The sequence below is a fragment of the Acetobacter garciniae genome, assembly GCF_017377735.1.
Lineage (GTDB): Bacteria > Pseudomonadota > Alphaproteobacteria > Acetobacterales > Acetobacteraceae > Acetobacter > Acetobacter garciniae.
Genome location: NZ_JAFVMH010000001.1, coordinates 584,141 through 602,024 on the forward strand (window position 1 = coordinate 584,141; position 17,884 = coordinate 602,024).

Genomic DNA, 17,884 nt, shown 5'->3' on the forward strand with positions numbered 1-17,884 from the left:
GGGCGGGCGGGATCAATAGTTCATTTCAGCCATACCTGACGGGGCTCGGCCATGGCCCGCACACCGGCGGCGAAATCGCCACCGAGCCGGCGCAGGGTGCCGTGTCGCGGCCGCGGGCTGTGGTGCCGACAGCGCATTGCGCAATAAAAAGGAGCGCCACCGTCTTTCATGGCTTGAGACGGCTTTGCATTATGGGGGATAGAAAGAGCATGCTCAACGTCTCATTCCTTATATAGCAACAGACAGGAACTCCAGATGGCGAAACCTGCCTCTCGTCTCCATGCCCCGGGCTGGGTGACGGAATTTCGTAAATTCATCATGCGCGGCAATGTCGTTGACCTTGCCGTCGGTGTCATTATCGGTGCGGCCTTCACGGCGATCGTCAACAGCCTGGTGAAGGATCTTTTCAACCCGCTGCTTGGCCTGCTCATTGGCGGCATCGATTTTTCAAACCTGTTCATCACCCTCAAGGGCCCGCATCTGGCGACCCTGGCCGACGCCCAGAAGGCCGGCGCCGTCACCCTGAATGTGGGGCTGTTTCTCAACGCCGTGCTGCAGTTCCTGATCGTGGCATTCGCCATTTTCTGGATGGTGAAGGTGCTCAGCAGCTTCCATAGCCGCCAGGAAGCCCAGGACGCGGCCGAGGCCCCGCCGCCCGCACCCACCAAGACCGAGGTTCTGCTTGAGCAGATCCGCGACGAACTGGCGACAGCCAACAAGGGTGCGACCACCGACAAGGCCTGAGCACGCCTTGAGGTGACCTTTGATCAAAGCCGTGTTCCCGGCGGGTTTTTCACCCAGGGGGAACACGGCCGGGCCCGGCGATGGCCCACCATGTTTGCGCAGGGCGGAATATGGGATAGGATTCTCGAAATGAAGTCTCCCATCCTTCGCCGCCCGGCACGCCTGAAATCCCTGCTGGCCCTTATGGCGGCGTGCGGTCTTGTGGCCGGGTGTCAGTCCGGCCCATCGGGCCTTGTGCTGCGGCAGACACCCCGTACCGTCCTGTATTCCTACCTTGTGGCGAACGGCATGGCGCGTGGCCGGCTGATGAGCGAGACGGTAACCCCTGCCGAATACCTGCATATCGTGCAGGCCGATCGGAGCGCGCTGATCGCGATCCTGCTTTTTCGCGACAAGCCCAACCCGCAGAACCTGGGCAAGGCCGGGCAGCGGGTCGAGGATTTTCTCGGCGTGATCGAAGCCCCGTCTTCTCCGCTTGCCAAGGGGCTGCAACTCCAGGCCCCCGATCCCAAGGCTGGCGCCATGCGCTGACTGGCCCTGCCTTGGGCAGCGGCCATGGGCGCACAAAGCCCGGCGCGGACAGGGCCACAGCCCGCGCGATGTTTCAGGCAGCAACTATCGGAAGTTTGAGCAGGGCGGGGCCGTCCCCCGGCTGGCGATGACAGGCCACGTCCGGGCGGGGCAGGCGGTCTGGATGACCGCTGCCCGGCCCGGCTGCGTTCAGCCCTGCGAGGCGGGAGCGGAACCGGTCTTGGCGGGCTTGGCGCCGCGTTTGAGGCGGCCTTCCCCCATGAACAGCAGCAGGGGGGCCGCAATGAAAATGGAGGAGGACGTGCCCACGACAATGCCGAACAGCATGGTCCACGCAAAGCCGGACAGCGTGGCCCCCCCCCAAAGTGCCAGGGGCAGGGCGGCCAGGAAAACGGTGGAGGATGTGCCCAGCGTGCGGTTCAGCGTCTCGTTGATGGAAAGGTTGAGCAGGTCGATCAGGGGCATGGTGCGGTATTTGCGCAGGTTTTCGCGCACGCGGTCATACACCACCACCTTGTCGTTGGTGGAATAGCCCAGAATGGTCAGGATGGCGGCCACCATGACCAGATCGAACTCGAACCCTGTCAGCACCAGAAAACCCATGGTCTTGGTCAGGTCCAGCACGAGGGTAATGACCGCGCTGAGCGCGAATTCCCATTCGAAGCGGATCCAGATATAGGCCAGGATCATCGCAAGGCTGAGCCCAAGGGCCAGCATGCCGTTGCGAAACAGTTCGGCCGAAACCGATGCCCCGACCGCGTCGGCCCGCAGGATGGTCGTGCCCGGCAGGGCGTCGGCCACCGTATGGCGCACCTGGTCCACCACGGCCTGGGTATCCTGGCCTTCGCCCGTGTCCAGGCGGATCAGCACATCATCGGGCGAGCCGAAGGCCTGGAACGACGCATGGCGGATGCCGTGCGCCGCCAGCGCTGTGCGCAGCTTCGCGAAATCCGCGGGGCCGGGGGTCTTGGCTTCCACCACGATCCCGCCGCGAAAATCCAGCCCCAGCGTCAGCCCGGGATGGAAAAACAGGATCAGCGAACCCACGGATAGCACGGCCGAGGTGATCAGCCCCATGAAACGGCCGCGCATGAAGTTGATATGGGTGTCCTTGCGAACAAAGCGCAGGAGAGGACGTCCGAGCATATGCGCCTCGTTTCAGACAGGCAGGCTGGCAGGGCGCGTGAGCGCGTACCAGCGGGCCATGAGCATGCGGGAAAGCAGCAGGGTCGTGAACAGGGTCGTCACGATCCCGATGGTGATGGTCAGCGCGAAGCCGCGCACCGGGCCGGTGCCGAAGACAAACAGCATCACATGGGCGAGCAGGGCTGTGGCGTTACTGTCCACGATGGTGGAGGTGGCGCGTTCGAACCCGGCCTGCATGGCTGCAAGCGGGGTGCGGCCACGGGCCACTTCCTCACGGATGCGTTCGTTGATCAGGATATTGGCATCCACCGCCATGCCCAGGGTCAGCAGCATCCCGGCCATGCCCGGCAGGGTCAGCGTCGCCTCGAACAGGGACAGGATGGCCACCATCAGCACAAGGTTGGCCAGCAGGGCGGCATCGGCATACCAGCCGAAGCGGCCGTAGAACAGCACCATGAACACCACGACCAGCACAAAGCCTGCGGCCAGGCTTATGATCCCCGCACGAATGGAATCGGCCCCCAGGGACGGCCCGATGGTGCGCTGTTCAACCACGCTGAGGGGGGCTGGCAGCGCGCCTGCGCGCAGCATCAGGGCAAGGTCGGTCGCGCGCTGGGCGTCGAACCCGCCGGTAATCTGCCCGTTCCCGCCCGTAATGGGGGTGCGGATGACCGGGGCCTCGATCACCTTGTTGTCCAGCACGATGGCGAAACGCTTGCCCACATTGGCCTGCGTCACACCCGCGAAGGCATGCGTGCCGATCGAATCAAAGGAGAAGCTGACAGCCCATTCGCCCGTCTGCTGGTCGATCGCAGCCCCCGCGTTCGTCAGGTCCGAACCATCCACATCCACATGATCGAACACGGCAAGCGGTGCGCCATCGGCCGGGTTGGCCATGGGCAGCAGGCTGACGCCGGGCGGGGGGTAGGTGGTGTGCAGCGGGTTGGAATCGACAAGCTGGAACGTCATTTTCGCTGTGGTGCCCAGCAGCGCCTTGATCCGGTCGGGATCGCTGATACCGGGCAGTTCCACCACGATCCGGTCATCGCCCTGGCGGGTGATCTCGGGGTCCACCGCACCGGTGCCGTCTATGCGGCGGCGCACGATTTCAATGGACTGGGTCACCGCCTCACGCGCGCGAACGCGAATGGACTCGGGCGCCAGGGTCAGGGCGATGGCCCCGCCGTCACGCGGGCTGATGCTGAATTCGTTGGGGACCGCGCGCGGCAGGTCGGCCAGGGCTGCGATATCGGCCTGGGTTTCGGACGGTGTGCGCGGCAGGAAGGTAATTTCCGCCCGTTCGGCATCCACCGTAATGTTCTGGTAGCCCAGATTGTTCTTCAGTAGCGCGTCGCGCATGGTTTCGGACAGGGTCTGCAACCTGTCATGGGTCAGGCTTTTCAGGTCGACCTGCATCAGCAGGTAGGAGCCGCCGCGCAGGTCCAGCCCCAGATGGATCTGTCTCCACGGCACGGAAGGGAACGGCTTGCGCATGCCATTGGGCAGGCATAGCAGCAGGCCCAGCAGGCACACGCCCATTACCGAGGCCAGTTTAAGGCGGCTGTAATACATTCTTACCTGATCACTTGCAGTTCTGTTGCCCGGGAACATGCCGTCCCCGCTGGTGGGATGCAACCATTCAACTGATCGCGCGCGCATGAAGGTCTGTTCTTGCCACCCCCGCGTGGCATGGCTGCATCACCTTTCTGGTGCGCCACCGGGCGGATTACAGCCGTTTTTCGCCTGCCTGTCGCAGGTGCCAGGCGGCAGGTGGCGGAATATCAGCACTGGGGGCGGCCTGCCTTGCATTCGCCGGCCAGCCTGCTACGGCTTGGCAACGGTAATGCCCGTGCCTGCGGCCGGGTCGGCCAGGACGGTAAGGGCGAGGCAAGCATGAGCACAGTTTTACGCGTGGGTGTGATCGGGGCAGGGCATTTCGGGCGCTACCATGCGTTGAAAATCCGTGACGTACCGCATGAGGTCCTGTCCGGCCTGTTCGACCCCGACCCGGCCCGCGCAGCACTGGTCGCGCGGGAGGCTGGTTGCCCCCCCATGCCCGATATCGACGCGCTGCTTGCGGTGTCGGATGCCGTGGTGGTGGCGGCCCCGGCCGAATTCCATTTCGACCTCGCGGTCCAGGCCCTGCGCGCGGGCAAGCATGTACTGGTGGAAAAGCCGGTGGCCGAAACACTGGAACAGGCGGATTTTCTCATCACCCTGGCGCAGGAAAGCGGGCTTGTCTGTCAGGTGGGGCATCTTCTGCGCTATTCGGCCGAACACGCGGCCATTACGCAGCGCATGACCCGCCCGCTCTATATCGAGGCCACGCGCATCGCCCCCTACAAGCAGCGTGGCACGGATGTGTCCGTGATCCTGGACCTGATGATCCACGACCTGGATCTGGTGCTGGCGGTGGTGGACAGCCCCATAGCCCAGGTGGACGCCCTGGGGGCGGCAGTCAGTTCCGCGCATGAGGATATCGCCAATGCGCGTGTGCGGTTCGAAAACGGCTGTGTGGCGACAATTACGGCCAGCCGCATTTCCCTCAAGACCGAGCGGCGCATGCGCCTGTTTTCGGAGGAAGGGTATCTGTCCGCCGATTTCGTCAAGCGCGAGCTGACCATGATCGGGCGCGAGCGGGGCCTGCCCCTGCCCGGCACGGACGGATTCCGCCGCGAACACATGACCTGGAAGGAACAGGATTCGCTGTTCGCCGAACATGCGGCCTTCGTGGCGTCCTGCCTGCATGGGGCACCGGTCGTGGTGGATGCGCAGGCGGGCAGGCGGGCCCTTGCCGCGGCCCTTGCGGTCACCAGCGGCATTGCCGCGTCCCGCGCGCGCATGGAACTGTCAGGCCTTATCCGCCCAGCCTGACAGGGTGGCCTGACGGGTTGGGCCGAACGCCAGTCGTGGCCTCCCAAATGCGGGAGAAATGAGCCAGTTTTGCGAATGCAAGCCTTTTTTGCGGTCGATCTGCGAAAAATTCTCTAGATATGGTGGGAAAGATGGAGCAGAAACACGATATATGGTGTTCTGGCCCAGCCGGACAAACGCCCCCAAATATCTGAGAAAACAGCGGAGAGCCTGGTCATGAGTCTGATCGACGTGCATGAGAATGACACCCTTCGCCCCCAGGCGACGGCACCAGGTGAACCCGATCTTTTCGGCAACGGCGCTTTGCCTGACATGGTGCAGCTTCCCGGCCACCATCAGGTGCGGGTGGACCGCACGCGCGATGCGTTGCTGACACCCTTCGGCAAGGCCACGCTCGATAACCGCTACCTGCTGCCCGACGAAAGCTACCAGGACCTTTTCGGCCGCGTTGCCTCCTATTACGGGGCTGACGCCGCCCATGCCCAGCGGCTGTACGACTATATCAGCCGGCACTGGTTCATGCCTGCAACGCCGGTGCTGTCCAATGGCGGCACCACGCGCGGCCTGCCGATCTCGTGCTTCCTGAACGAAGCCAATGACAGCCTGCAGGGCATTGTCGATCTGTGGAACGAGAATGTGTGGCTGGCCAGCAAGGGCGGGGGCATCGGTTCGTACTGGGGCAACCTGCGCTCCATCGGTGAGAACGTGGGTCGCAACGGCAAGACATCGGGGGTGATTCCGTTCATCCGCGTGATGGACAGCCTGACCCTGGCCATTTCCCAGGGCTCGCTCCGGCGTGGCTCGGCTGCGGTCTACCTGCCGGTATGGCACCCCGAGATCGAGGAATTCATCGAAATCCGCCGCCCCACGGGTGGGGACCCCAACCGCAAGGCGCTGAACCTGCATCACGGCATTCTTGTCTCCGACGCGTTCATGCGCGCGGTGGAGGCGGATGACGAATGGGCGCTGCTTTCCCCCAAGGACAATGCGGTCATCCGCAAGATTTCGGCGCGCGGGCTGTGGATTCGTATCCTTACCGCGCGGATGGAGCAGGGCGAGCCCTATATCGTCTATTCCGACCATGTGAACAACGCGCGGCCCGAACACCACAAGCTGGCGGGGCTGGAGGTCAAGACCTCCAACCTGTGTTCGGAAATTACCCTGCCCACAGGGGTCGACCATCACGGCAAGGCGCGTACGGCGGTGTGCTGCCTGTCATCCCTGAACCTGGAAACCTGGGACGAATGGTCGGATAACCCGCAGTTCATCGAAGATGTCATGCTGTTCCTCGATAACGTTTTGCAGGACTTTATCGATCGCGCGCCTCATGACATGGACCGCGCCAAATACGCCGCCATGCGCGAACGCTCGGTGGGGCTGGGGGTTATGGGCTTTCATTCCTTCCTGCAAAGCAAGGATGTGCCGTTTGAGAGCGTGATCGCCAAGGTCTGGAACCGCAAGATTTTCAAGCATATCCGCGAACAGGCCGATGCCGCGTCGCGCAAGCTGGCCGAACAGCGCGGGCCCTGCCCGGATGCGGCGGAATATGGCATTATGGAGCGGTTTTCCAACAAGATGGCGATCGCGCCCACCGCCTCCATTTCCATTATCGCGGGCAATGCCAGCCCGGGGATCGAGCCGATCGCGGCCAATGTGTTCTTGCAGAAAACCCTCTCCGGTTCCTTTACGGTGCGCAACCGCCACCTGCAGAAACTGCTGGAGAAAAAGGGCTACGACACGCCCGATGTGTGGTCATCCATCACTACCAGCAAGGGCAGTGTCCAGCATCTGGATTTCCTGACCCAGCAGGAAAAGGACGTGTATAAGACCGCCTTCGAACTGGACCAGCGCTGGGTTGTCGAACATGCTGCGGACCGGCAGCCATTCGTCTGCCAGGCGCAGTCGGTCAATCTGTTCCTGCCTGCCGATGTGCATAAGCGTGACCTGCACCAGATCCATTTCCAGGCCTGGAAAAAAGGGCTGAAGTCCCTGTACTACTGCCGCAGCCTGTCCATCCAGCGGGCCGATACGGTCAGCAACGTGCTGGCCAAGTCCGATGTCATGCAGGTGGACCAGGCGGCCCCGGCCCCTGTGGCAGCACAAAGCAGCAATTATGAGGAATGCCTGGCCTGCCAGTAAAGCCGGGTAGGGTTGCGCCAAGTTAAGTCAAGAATGCAGGATTGGTGCGCAATATATTGTTTATAAAAGAAAGTTGGTGGCCCTGCGGGTGCTGCCCAAAGGGGGCGACATGAACGAGAACACCACCGGACAGGAACCGCAGGAACAGCGCTTCGACCTGCTGACGGCCAACCCGGTTTACAAGCCCTTCCGCTATCCGTGGGCTTATGATGCGTGGCTGACGCAGCAGCGCCTGCACTGGCTGCCCGAGGAAGTGCCCCTGGCCGATGATGTCAAGGACTGGCACAAGGTTCTCAATGACGGCGAACGCCATCTGGTGACGCAGATTTTCCGCTTCTTCACCCAGTCGGATGTGGAAGTGAACAACTGCTACATGAAGCACTACAGCCGTGTGTTCAAACCCACGGAAGTGCTGATGATGCTTTCGGCGTTTTCCAACATCGAGACCATTCACATCGCCGCCTACAGCTACCTTCTGGACACGCTGGGTATTCCCGAGGCCGAGTATTCCGCATTCCTTAAATACAAGGAAATGAAGGATAAATACGATTACATGCAGACCTTCTCGGTCGACAGCAAGCATGAAATCGCCAAGACCCTGGCAGCCTTTGGCGCCTTTACCGAAGGGCTCCAGCTTTTCGCGTCCTTCGCCATCCTGCTGAACTTTCCGCGCTTCAACAAGCTCAAGGGCATGGGGCAGATCGTGTCCTGGTCGGTGCGTGACGAAACACTGCACTGCCTGTCCATCATCCGCCTGTTCCGCGTGTTCATTCAGGAAAACCCGCATATCTGGACGGCGGAACTGCGCGAAGAACTGACCGAGATCTGCCGCACCATTGTCGAGCATGAAGAAGCCTTCATCGACCTGGCCTTTGAAATGGGCGCGGTGGAAGGGCTGGATGCGGCACAGGTCAAGACCTACATCCATTTCATTGCCGATCGCCGGCTGACCCAGCTTGGGCTCGACCCGATCTACAACACCACGACCAACCCGCTGCCGTGGCTCGATGACATGCTCAATGCCGTCGAGCATACGAATTTCTTTGAAAATCGCGCCACCGAATACAGTCGCGCCTCGACCCTGGGCACATGGGAAGAAGCGTTTGAAGAGTCTGTCTTCCAGTAATCCGGCAAGCTGGATTCCGGCCGGGCCCGAGCCTGGGTGATGCAGGCGGCTAGAGCCCGGGCAGGGCCGCGCCATCTTCCAGAACGGCGCGGGCCAGGGGGGTGAAGGCCCCGTCCGCTTCATGCAGGACAAGCCCCGGCAGGATACGGGCCGGGCTTTTCACCCCGAACCGGGCCTGAAGCAGCATGATACGCGCCTCCCGCCCGGTTTTGGGCCAGAAGGGGTACAGCGTTACCCCACCGAACCCGCCCGTGGTCAGTTCCGTTACGGCCTGGTCCAGCAGGGCGCAGGGCAGGGCAAGGGTCAGTGTACCCTTGTGCTGGAGAACGGCCGCGCATCCCTGCACCCATAGCCTTAGCGCATCCCGCCCCAGACGGCGCGCCAGGTCCCGTCGCGGCACGGGAGAGGCCGAGCTTTTGTCGGCATGCCAGGGTGGATTGGCCATGCAGTGGTCAAATTTCTGCGCGGGCGTGATGTCTTCGGGGAAAGACGCCGTGATCACGTCCATGTCGCCCTGGGCGTTCGCACGTAGGTTCAACTGGGCCAGTGCCGCGGTTTCGGGGTCCTTTTCCACGCCTTGGCCTTTTATCCCTGCGACCCTGTGCCCCAAGCATAGCAGGCCCGCTCCCGCACCACAGCCGATTTCCAGCACGGACTGGCCCGCCCGCGCGGGCACGGCGGCGGCCATGAGTATGGGCTCCAGCCCTGTGCGATAGCCTTGCTGGAACTGGCTGTATGACAGGCGGCCGCGTTGCAGCGTGCCACGTGTGATCTGGTGGGGAGGGGGTACGGGCACAGGATGCATCTTCGTATCTGGCAGGCTTGAATTGGTTGGCGCTTGACCGTTTTTCTGGTGCCTCGCATATAAGGGAACGTCAACTCATCCCATGGCTGGGGGAATAGCGTTTGAGTGTTGCAGTCGGCCTGTCAGAATCAGGCAGAACCACAAGCCAGGATGGATCTGGAGTTTCCGTGAGCAAACCAGGAGAGGCAGGCCTGAAGGGCCTGGCCGATTATCTCGCAGCAGACATGCACGCCTGTAACAAGGTGATTGTCGAGCGCATGCAGAGTTCTGTAGCCCTTATTCCGCAACTGGCGGCCCATCTTGTGGCCGCAGGGGGCAAGCGGCTACGCCCGTTGCTGACCCTGGCCGCCGCCCGGCTGTGTGGCTACGACAACCAGGACGGCCGCCTGCGGCATGTCGAAATTGCCGCCTGTGTGGAGTTCATTCACACGGCAACCCTTTTGCATGACGACGTGGTGGATGAAAGCCACCTGCGCCGTGGGCTTGCAAGCGCGAATACCATTTTCGGCAACAAGGCCTCGGTTCTGGTGGGGGACTTCCTGTTCGCCCGGTCCTTCCAGATCCTGACGGCCGATGCTTCGCTCGATGTCATGGCGATTCTCTCCGCCGCATCCGCGACCCTGGCCGAAGGCGAAGTCATGCAGATGACGACGCAGAACGATCTTTCCACCTCGGTCGAGCAGTATCTCGAAGTCATCTACGGCAAGACAGCGGCGCTGTTCGCCGCAGCGTGCGAGTCCGGCGCGGTTATCGGCAATGCCTCCCCCCAGCAGCGTGAGGCGCTGCGGGTCTATGGCGCCAATCTGGGCATGGCCTTCCAGCTTGTCGATGATGCGCTTGATTACGCGGCGGATCAGGCCGTGCTGGGCAAGGAAGTGGGTGATGATTTCCGCGAAGGCAAGGTGACCCTGCCGGTGCTGGCCGCCTACGAGGCCGGGAATGAGGAAGACCGGATTTTCTGGCGCCGCGTGATCGAGGACAGCCAGCAGGATGAGAGCGATCTCGACGCTGCTCTGGCCCGTATTGCCGCAACTGATGCCATCAGGACAACACTGGCCCGTGCGGAAGATTACGCCGCCAAGGCACGCCAGGCCCTGTCCCTGTTCGAGCCCAGCACCCTCAAGACGCTCATGCTCGATACAGCCAGCTATTCCGCCAGCCGCGAAAACTGATCATCCGGCCAGAGATGGATCTGTTCGAAGCCGAAAGGTGGCAGATGCGCGATCAGGGCCCCGGCATTCTCCGGCAGGGCGGTGAACCAGGCGCGCCCCGGCCTGAGCCCGTGGGCGCCCCCGGGGCTGGCGGGGGCCTGTAAGGCCGGAACAGCCCGCAGCACGGTGCATGCGTGTCGGGCCACGGCCTGTGCGGGGTCGAGCCAGTCTATGCCCGGCGGGGCCAGGGCTTTCAGGCGGTCCAGCACAAATGTGTAATGCGTGCAGCCCAGCCCGACCGTGTCCAGCCGGCTGGATTGCGGGTGGTCCCACAGGCCGCGGATTTCATCCTCAAGAAGCGGGTTGGCAACATCCTCCCCCCTGAACAGGCGTTCCGCGTAGCCCGCAAGCTTTGGGGCCGCGTGCGTAATAAGCGTGCAGTCCGGGGCATGCAGGGCAAGCAGGCGCGCAAGATACGGGCGGCGCGTGGTGGCCCGTGTGGCCAGCAGGCCGATCACCCCCGTCTGGCTGACCCGTGCGGCCCAGCGAATGGGGGGCACGCAGCCGATAAACGGCGTAGCGGGGCAGGCGCTGCGCAGGGCGTCCAGGGCCAGGGTGCTGGCCGTGTTGCACGCGATAATCACCGCCTGGGGTTTCAGCCGGTCCACCGCATTCCGTAGCAGGGTGACAATGTGGCTGATCAGGAAAGCATCGTCCTGCTCACCGTAAGGGAAAACGGCGGTATCGGCCAGGTAGTCCACGACCAGGCCGGGGGCCAGGGCGCGTATGGCCCTGACAATGCCCAGCCCCCCGATTCCGGAATCGAACGCCAGAATACGGTAGGTGCCGGACAGGGCAGGGCCGACAAGCACCGTGCCGCCTTACTTGTCTTTACCGGCCTTGAAGGCTGCGGCTTCTTCCAGGCTTGCGACACCGCCATGGCGGGCCGACCAGCCACACGGATCTTCCAGGAAGCGCCGGACCTCGGCCGCGGCTTCCTCGGAGAAATAGGGCCGGGTCGAGCAGGCTTCCAGCACGTCCCACCAGGTGCACAGGGAATGCAGCGAGACATTCATTTCCGACAGCGTGTTCTGCGCACCGGGGAACACCCCGTAGTAAAAGACCACAAAGGCGTGGTTGATCAGCGCCCCGGCCTTGCGCAGCGCATTGGCGAACTGGATCTTGGACCCGCCATCGGTGGTCAGGTCTTCCACCAGCAGGGTGCGCATGCCTTCGGGCACATCGCCTTCGATCTGGGCGTTGCGGCCGAACCCCTTGGGCTTCTTGCGGACATAGGCCATGGGCAGCAGCATGCGATCGGCCATCCAGGCGGCAAAGGGAATGCCCGCCGTTTCGCCGCCAACCACGGCATCAAGGCTTTCATAGCCGACATGGCGGCCGATTTTTTCAACGCCCAGTTCCACGATCTTGGCGCGCGCACGCGGGAAGAAGATAATGCGGCGGCAGTCGATATAGACGGGGGACTTCCAGCCCGATGTCAGCGTGTAGGGGTCTTCGGGGCGGAAATTGACGGCCTTGATTTCAAGCAGCAGGCGGGCGGTTGTCAAAGCCGCGTCGCGGTCCCATTCACTGTTTTCCCCAGTGGGAGAAGAGAGACCTGCGGGTCCGGTCATGGTGCGTTCCTTAGAAGATGACGACAGTTGATGTTTGCCCGCCAAGCGACGTGCGATGGTGCGAGGAATACTCGCACAGGCGCTGAAAATCCATGCTTCATCTGCTTTTGCGCTTGTGTGTGAAAAATACCTGATCAGGGCACGGAATCGGTCCATACACGGCTTGGTCATTTTTTCTGACTTGCGCAGGCAGGCAATGTGGCGTCTAATCAGTCCGAGTTGAGATTAATTATCAGTTGAGGATAAACGCCGTGGCTACAGAACCAAGTCGGATCTCGCGCAAATGCGAGCGGGCCGTCATCACGGCCTACAAGGAGCTGCGTGAGGTCGGCACGGAGGACGTGACGGCATTCAACAGTTGCACGACCCTGTACCGCATTCATCACCCCGAAGCGTCCCTGAGCGAAGCGCGCCGCCTGGTCTCCGAATGGATCGACCATCATGTGGTGCGTGAAGCCTCCGGCCCCACCCGCGGATGCGACTGCTGACGCATCAGGCGTTGCAGGGCTGAACGGGCCAGTTGCGCCTGAAAGGTCTTTCCAGACCCGAAGGCGCGCGGTCCTCGAAAACAGCCTTATCCTCATTGCCTCTATTGATAGTCGAAACGCGCGCTCCATCCCGGGGCGCGCGTTTTTGCGTCAACATGGCGCGCAAGGGGGCTCCTTGCCTTTGGGCAGGCTTTGGGTGTTCCCCATACGCGAAGGGCCGGTTCGCATGAACGAACCGGCCCCCGACATTGTGGTTGATGCAGAGCTTAGCGCTTGCTGAACGGCACGAAGTCTCTTTCCGTCGCACCCATGTAAAGCTGGCGCGGGCGGGAAATGCGCTGACCGGGTTCTTCGATCATTTCCTTCCACTGGCTGACCCAGCCGGTGGTGCGGGCAAGGGCGAACAGCACGGTGAACATGCTGGTGGGAATGCCCATGGCCTTGAGGATGATGCCCGAATAGAAATCGACATTCGGGTAGAGCTTGCGCTGCACGAAGTAATCGTCGCTTAGGGCGATTTTTTCGAGTTCCACAGCCAGGTCGAGCAGCGGATCGTCCTTGATGCCCAGTTCGGACAGAACTTCGTGGCAGGTCTTCTGCATGATCTTCGCACGCGGGTCGAAGTTCTTGTAGACACGATGCCCGAAGCCCATCAGCTTGACGCCGCTGTTCTTGTCCTTCACCTGCGCGATGAAGTTCGGAATGTTCTCTTTCTTGCCGATATGGGCCAGCATTTTCAGCACGGCTTCGTTGGCGCCGCCATGGGCAGGCCCCCACAGGGCGGCAATGCCCGCGGCGATACAGGCAAACGGATTGGCACCGGTGGAACCGGCCATGCGCACGGTGGAGGTCGAAGCGTTCTGCTCGTGATCGGCGTGCAGGATCAGGATCCGGTTCATGGCGCGGGCCAGAACGGGGTTGACCTTGTACGGCTCCGACGGGCGGGCGAACAGCATGGACAGGAAGTTTTCCGCGTAATTCAGGTCATTGCGCGGATACACGAAGGCTTCGCCCTGCGTGTATTTATAGGCCCAGGCGGCAATGGTCGGAATTTTGGCGATCAGGCGCATGGCCGCCAGTTCACGGTTTGCCGGAACGGCAATATCGCTGGCATCGGGGTAGAAGGCCGACAGGGCCCCCACGGTGCCGCACAGGATGGCCATGGGGTGGGCATCACGCCGGAAGCCGTTGAAGAAGTTGCGGATCTGTTCGTGCAGCAGCGTATGGTTGGTCAGCGTGCTGGTGAACTTCGCATACTGCTCGGAAGTCGGCAGTTCGCCGTTCAGCAGCAGGTAGATGACTTCTTCATAGGTGGCGTTTTCCGCCAGCTGCGAAATGGGATAACCACGATGCAGCAGCACGCCCTTGTCACCGTCGATGAAGGTGATCTTGCTGGTGCAGGATGCGGTTTCCCCGTAGCCCGGATCGAATGTGAAGACATCAAGTTGCGCCGGAAGCTTACGGATATCAATGACATCCTGACCCAGAGTGCCAGAAAGAACCGGCATCTCGGCGGTTTTGCCACCGATCGAAATGGTAGCGGTGGCCTGCTTACCTTCGTTCTGCGACACGCTCATAGTGTTTCCTTTTACGATATAGGACCCGGTCGCTGCGGCGAGGGGCGGCTGCGGCCTTCTGGTTTCCCCTTGTCTCTCATTCGCATCCAAACCGGAAGGTTCATCCTGATAAAGCGCACGTTATCGACCGCCATAGCGGCGGAAAACTGCGGTTTTATGGTCTAGGGTCGCGTGAATGTGTGCAAAACGGCCCCATCGGGCAGGCTGTTGTGCCAGTCCGGCGCGTGGGGGGCGGCTGTATTCTCCCATACCAGAAAAACCGCGATCGAGGCCGGGTCGAATCCCTGGTCCAGTTCGGGGGCGGTGCTGTCAAGCCGGTGGGCCAGCAGGGAGATACCCGGATTGTGCCCGACCAGAAGCAGCGTCTGCACCGCAGAAGAGGTCTGGCGAATACGCGCAAGCAGGGTGTCGGGTTCCGCTTCGTAAAGATCGGCGCTGAACCGGGTGTGCGCGGGCCTGCCTTCGAAGGCGGCCATCACCCCGTCCAGGGTCTGGCGGGTCCGCAGGGCGGTGCTGCACAGGACCGCATCGGGCGCAAGGTCCTGGGCGCGCAGCCATAGCCCGCACCGCCCGGCCGCGGCCTGGCCCGACGGGGTCAGGGGCCGGGCCAGGTCTGCCTCGATACTGAAATCCCCCGGCGGGGCGGATTCCGCCTGGGCGTGACGCAGCAGAATCAGGCGGCGGGGCACGACGGCTATGCGCCGCTGGGGGAGGCCGCGTTCTGGCGGGCTATGGCCTCATGATGGCGGATGACTTCATGGATGATGAAATTGAGGAACTTCTCGGCAAAATCGGGGTCGAGATGGGCGTCCTGGGCCAGCGTGCGCAGGCGGGCGATCTGCTGGGCTTCGCGCGTGGGGTCGGCGGGGGGCATCTTGTAGCGGGCCTTGAGCGCCCCCACAGCCTTGGTGCAACGGAATCGTTCAGCCAGCATGGCAACAAGGGCTGCGTCGATATTGTCGATGCTGCGGCGCAGGTCGTGAAGTGTATCCAGGGGGGATGGCTGCTCTGTCACGGTATCGGATTCTCTGGGTTGGGGGTGGCAAGAACGGTAGGAACGCGCGTCTCTTATAGCGTTTTCTACGCCGGTGTCGGCGTTTCTTCCATAAAGGGTGAGGGCAGGTCCATCCACGCCAGGTGCCCGCCCTTGCCCGCACCCGTATCCATGAAGACCGCGCGCCCGCCCGCGCGTCCGGCCACGCTGAGCGGGCAGCCATTGGTGGAACGCTGGTCGTGGCCGCAATAGACCGTATAGCCGGCGGGAATGTGGTTGACCCAGTTCTGTGTCCGTTCGGGAAAGCCGTCAGGCTGCACGCGGCTTGTCGTTTCCCCGAACAGGGCGCGCGATAGCAGGAACGTGACCCGCTCCAGCGGCGGGGGCGGGGGTTCCATGAGCATGCGCGCATCGAACGCGCCATGCACGAAAATGCTGCGCCCCATCACCAGCCAGGCCGGGGCGGCTTCCAGGGCGTGCAGCGTGTCTTCGAGCATATCCGCGTTTTCGGGCAGGGCAAGCTGGGTCAATGTATCGTCCAGATGGGGGGACGAGCGGAGCTTCTTGCCCAGAAGGGCCCGGCCCAGCTTGCGGTCGTGGTTGCCGATCAGGAACAGGCCGCGCCGTTCCTCCATCACCTTGAGCATCAACCGCATCGCACCTGCGCTGTCGGGTCCGTAATCGACCAGGTCGCCAAGCTGGATGATAAAACGATCCGTGGCCACGGCATGGCGGAATGCGTCCAGATCGCCATGCACGTCCCCAACAATGCGGAGTCCGCGCCGCATTGCCTCCTTCACGTTTTCGTCATGCCCGCGGTGTGTAGACATTCCACCTCTACCTGTTGCGTCCTTGCCTTTATGTAGGCTTTCCGCGCCCAAACCGGAACGCCATCGCCAGCTTTTTTTTGGAGGCGGCCCAGGACATGCACAAGTATGTGACGCGCCAGAACCCGATGTTTCCGCATAGGTTAAGCAGAAGTTCAGGAACGGGAACGGACCTGGAAAAGACGGGCAGGCACAACGGCCTGGAAATATTCGAGCGCCCACGGGATGGCGCGGATATCACCAAGCGGATAAGGCCTGTGCGGTATTTGGAACAGTCTGGCAAAAAGAAATAGGAAGCCTCTCATGACAGAGCGCATTCGGAACGTCGCGCTGCGTAGCAAAGTCTGTCCGGCCGAAGCCGCGGCAGAACTGATCCGGAACGGCGACGTTGTCGGGACCAGTGGTTTTACAGGTGCAGGATATCCCAAGGCCGTGCCCAAGGCATTGGCCGAACGCATGGCAAGTGCCCATGAAAAAGGGCAGGACTACCGCATCAGCCTGATTACGGGCGCATCCACCGGCCCGCAGCTTGATGGCGAACTGGCCAAGGTCAACGGTGTTTCGTTCCGTTCCCCCTTCAATACCGATGCGGGCATGCGCAACCGCATCAACGCGAACGAGACGGATTATTTCGATAACCATCTCGGCCAGGTGGCCAGCCGCGCGGCCCAGGGCAATTACGGCCACTTCAATGTCGCCGTGGTGGAAGCCACCGCCATTACCGAAGACGGCGGCATTGTCCCGACGTCCTCGGTCGGCAATTCCCAGACCTTTCTCGACCTGGCCGACAAGGTCATTATCGAGGTCAATGAATGGCAGCATCCGGGGCTGGAAGGCACCCACGATATCTGGCACGGCAATATCAGCGGCGTGCCCACGCGTGACATCATTCCCCTCAGCCGTGCTGACCAGCGTATCGGTGATGGCGCGCTGAAGGTCGATTCCTCCAAGATCGCAGCCATTGTCCGCAGCAACGACAGCGACCGTAACGCTCCCTTCGCCGCCCCCGATGCGACGGCCAAGGCCATTGCGGGCTACCTGCTCGATTTCTTCGAACAGGAAGTCAAGCACAACCGGCTTCCGCCCTCGTTGCTGCCGTTGCAGTCCGGTGTGGGCAACGTGGCCAATGCGGTGCTGGACGGGCTGAACGAAGGGCCATTTGAAAACCTGGTCGGCTTCAGCGAGGTCATCCAGGACGGCATGCTGGCCATGCTCGATAACGGCCGCATGCGTGTGGCATCCGCCACGTCCTTCTCGCTCAGCCCCGAAGCGGCCGAAGAAATCAACAACCGCATGGATTTCTTCCGCAGCAAGCTCATTCTGCGCCAGCAGGATATCAGCAACGCGCCGGGTATCATCCGCCAGCTTGGCTGTATCGCTATGAACGGCATGATCGAGGCCGATATTTACGGCAACGTGAACTCCACCCGCGTCATGGGCTCGAAGATGATGAACGGTATCGGCGGTTCGGGCGATTTTGCCCGTAGCTCCTACCTGTCCATCTTCCTCTCGCCCTCCACGGCGAAAGGCGGGAAGATTTCCGCCATTGTGCCGATGGCGGCCCATGTCGACCACATCATGCAGGACACGCAGATTTTCGTGACCGAGCAGGGGCTGGCCGATCTGCGTGGTCTCTCTCCCGTCAACCGGGCCCGGACCATTATCTCCAAATGTGCGCATCCTGACTACAAGCCCATGCTGCAGGATTATTTCGAGCGGGCGCTGAAGAACTCCTTTGGCAAGCACACCCCGCACCTGCTGGCCGAAGCGCTGTCCTGGCACCAGCGTTTTGTTGAAACAGGCACCATGCTGCCTGGCTGATCCGCCGCTTCAGCCAACAGCTAAAAG

Annotated in this window: 17 protein-coding genes; 8 read left to right on the top strand and 9 right to left on the bottom strand. The window is 62.1% G+C overall.

Annotation, left to right across the window (positions count from 1 at the left end; all coding sequences use genetic code 11):
- Positions 1–255 precede the first annotated feature (255 nt).
- On the top strand, positions 256–744 hold the full coding sequence (mscL, locus tag J2D77_RS02590; protein ID WP_207844706.1) for a large-conductance mechanosensitive channel protein MscL: 489 nt from the start codon (positions 256–258) through the stop codon (positions 742–744).
- Positions 745–873: 129 nt separating this feature from the next.
- Entirely contained in the window at positions 874–1,275 is a 402-nt protein-coding gene (locus J2D77_RS02595) for a hypothetical protein (RefSeq protein WP_207844707.1), read from the top strand.
- A gap of 189 nt (positions 1,276–1,464) precedes the next feature.
- Here the strand turns inward: J2D77_RS02595 and secF are convergent, their stop codons facing one another.
- The gene (secF, locus tag J2D77_RS02600; RefSeq protein ID WP_207844708.1) at positions 1,465–2,421 is read right to left on the bottom strand and encodes a protein translocase subunit SecF; all 957 of its coding nucleotides are present in this window, start codon (positions 2,419–2,421) and stop codon (positions 1,465–1,467) included.
- Positions 2,422–2,433: 12 nt separating this feature from the next.
- A complete protein-coding gene (secD, locus tag J2D77_RS02605) occupies positions 2,434–3,993 on the bottom strand; it encodes a protein translocase subunit SecD (RefSeq protein ID WP_207844709.1) in 1,560 nt (519 codons plus the stop codon).
- A gap of 321 nt (positions 3,994–4,314) precedes the next feature.
- Between secD and J2D77_RS02610 the strand changes: the two genes are divergently transcribed.
- From J2D77_RS02610 to J2D77_RS02620, 3 genes are all read left to right on the top strand, one after another.
- On the top strand, positions 4,315–5,295 hold the full coding sequence (locus J2D77_RS02610; protein ID WP_207844710.1) for a Gfo/Idh/MocA family protein: 981 nt from the start codon (positions 4,315–4,317) through the stop codon (positions 5,293–5,295).
- Between the two features lie 216 nt (positions 5,296–5,511).
- A complete protein-coding gene (locus tag J2D77_RS02615) occupies positions 5,512–7,434 on the top strand; it encodes a ribonucleoside-diphosphate reductase subunit alpha (protein WP_207844711.1) in 1,923 nt (640 codons plus the stop codon).
- 109 nt (positions 7,435–7,543) lie between these two features.
- Positions 7,544–8,560 carry a ribonucleotide-diphosphate reductase subunit beta gene (locus J2D77_RS02620; protein ID WP_207844712.1) on the top strand — a complete coding sequence of 339 codons (1,017 nt, stop codon included), beginning with the start codon at positions 7,544–7,546 and terminating at the stop codon, positions 8,558–8,560.
- A gap of 49 nt (positions 8,561–8,609) precedes the next feature.
- Here J2D77_RS02620 and J2D77_RS02625 read toward each other — a convergent pair whose 3' ends face one another.
- Positions 8,610–9,365 carry a tRNA1(Val) (adenine(37)-N6)-methyltransferase gene (locus tag J2D77_RS02625; RefSeq protein ID WP_207844713.1) on the bottom strand — a complete coding sequence of 252 codons (756 nt, stop codon included), beginning with the start codon at positions 9,363–9,365 and terminating at the stop codon, positions 8,610–8,612.
- 101 nt (positions 9,366–9,466) lie between these two features.
- On the opposite strand from J2D77_RS02625, the gene J2D77_RS02630 reads away from it, so the two are divergent.
- Complete coding sequence (locus J2D77_RS02630) at positions 9,467–10,537, top strand: polyprenyl synthetase family protein (RefSeq protein WP_207844714.1); 1,071 nt, start codon at positions 9,467–9,469, stop codon at positions 10,535–10,537.
- On the opposite strand, the gene J2D77_RS02635 is transcribed toward J2D77_RS02630, so the two are convergent.
- Both J2D77_RS02635 and J2D77_RS02640 read right to left on the bottom strand, forming a co-directional pair.
- Entirely contained in the window at positions 10,513–11,388 is an 876-nt protein-coding gene (locus tag J2D77_RS02635) for an aspartate/glutamate racemase family protein (RefSeq protein ID WP_207844715.1), read from the bottom strand. The genes J2D77_RS02630 and J2D77_RS02635 overlap by 25 nt on opposite strands.
- 9 nt (positions 11,389–11,397) lie before the next feature.
- Complete coding sequence (locus tag J2D77_RS02640) at positions 11,398–12,150, bottom strand: orotate phosphoribosyltransferase (RefSeq protein ID WP_207844716.1); 753 nt, start codon at positions 12,148–12,150, stop codon at positions 11,398–11,400.
- 251 nt (positions 12,151–12,401) lie between these two features.
- On the opposite strand from J2D77_RS02640, the gene J2D77_RS02645 reads away from it, so the two are divergent.
- Positions 12,402–12,638 carry a hypothetical protein gene (locus tag J2D77_RS02645; RefSeq protein WP_207844717.1) on the top strand — a complete coding sequence of 79 codons (237 nt, stop codon included), beginning with the start codon at positions 12,402–12,404 and terminating at the stop codon, positions 12,636–12,638.
- Between the two features lie 266 nt (positions 12,639–12,904).
- Here the strand turns inward: J2D77_RS02645 and J2D77_RS02650 are convergent, their stop codons facing one another.
- The 4 genes from J2D77_RS02650 to J2D77_RS02665 form a co-directional block, all read right to left on the bottom strand.
- Positions 12,905–14,215, bottom strand: coding sequence for a citrate synthase (locus J2D77_RS02650; protein ID WP_207844718.1), 1,311 nt, complete (start codon positions 14,213–14,215; stop codon positions 12,905–12,907).
- Positions 14,216–14,376: 161 nt separating this feature from the next.
- Positions 14,377–14,904, bottom strand: a complete 528-nt coding sequence (locus J2D77_RS02655) for a SixA phosphatase family protein (protein WP_207844719.1) — start codon at positions 14,902–14,904, stop codon at positions 14,377–14,379.
- 5 nt (positions 14,905–14,909) lie between these two features.
- Positions 14,910–15,230 carry a chorismate mutase gene (locus J2D77_RS02660; protein WP_207844720.1) on the bottom strand — a complete coding sequence of 107 codons (321 nt, stop codon included), beginning with the start codon at positions 15,228–15,230 and terminating at the stop codon, positions 14,910–14,912.
- Positions 15,231–15,295: 65 nt separating this feature from the next.
- A complete protein-coding gene (locus J2D77_RS02665) occupies positions 15,296–16,039 on the bottom strand; it encodes a metallophosphoesterase (RefSeq protein ID WP_207844721.1) in 744 nt (247 codons plus the stop codon).
- A gap of 300 nt (positions 16,040–16,339) precedes the next feature.
- Here J2D77_RS02665 and J2D77_RS02670 point away from each other — a divergent pair, with 300 nt between their 5' ends.
- Positions 16,340–17,857, top strand: coding sequence for a succinate CoA transferase (locus tag J2D77_RS02670; RefSeq protein ID WP_207844722.1), 1,518 nt, complete (start codon positions 16,340–16,342; stop codon positions 17,855–17,857).
- Positions 17,858–17,884: the final 27 nt, after the last annotated feature.

Coding starts and splice junctions, on each gene's coding strand:
- J2D77_RS02595 (WP_207844707.1), top strand. CDS start 874: ATGAAGTCTCCCATCCTTCGCCGCCCGGCACGCCTGAAATCCCTGCTG.
- J2D77_RS02640 (WP_207844716.1), bottom strand. CDS start 12,150: ATGACCGGACCCGCAGGTCTCTCTTCTCCCACTGGGGAAAACAGTGAA.
- J2D77_RS02665 (WP_207844721.1), bottom strand. CDS start 16,039: ATGTCTACACACCGCGGGCATGACGAAAACGTGAAGGAGGCAATGCGG.
- J2D77_RS02650 (WP_207844718.1), bottom strand. CDS start 14,215: ATGAGCGTGTCGCAGAACGAAGGTAAGCAGGCCACCGCTACCATTTCG.
- J2D77_RS02615 (WP_207844711.1), top strand. CDS start 5,512: ATGAGTCTGATCGACGTGCATGAGAATGACACCCTTCGCCCCCAGGCG.
- J2D77_RS02610 (WP_207844710.1), top strand. CDS start 4,315: ATGAGCACAGTTTTACGCGTGGGTGTGATCGGGGCAGGGCATTTCGGG.
- J2D77_RS02625 (WP_207844713.1), bottom strand. CDS start 9,365: ATGCATCCTGTGCCCGTACCCCCTCCCCACCAGATCACACGTGGCACG.
- J2D77_RS02670 (WP_207844722.1), top strand. CDS start 16,340: ATGACAGAGCGCATTCGGAACGTCGCGCTGCGTAGCAAAGTCTGTCCG.
- mscL (WP_207844706.1), top strand. CDS start 256: ATGGCGAAACCTGCCTCTCGTCTCCATGCCCCGGGCTGGGTGACGGAA.
- secD (WP_207844709.1), bottom strand. CDS start 3,993: ATGTATTACAGCCGCCTTAAACTGGCCTCGGTAATGGGCGTGTGCCTG.
- secF (WP_207844708.1), bottom strand. CDS start 2,421: ATGCTCGGACGTCCTCTCCTGCGCTTTGTTCGCAAGGACACCCATATC.
- J2D77_RS02620 (WP_207844712.1), top strand. CDS start 7,544: ATGAACGAGAACACCACCGGACAGGAACCGCAGGAACAGCGCTTCGAC.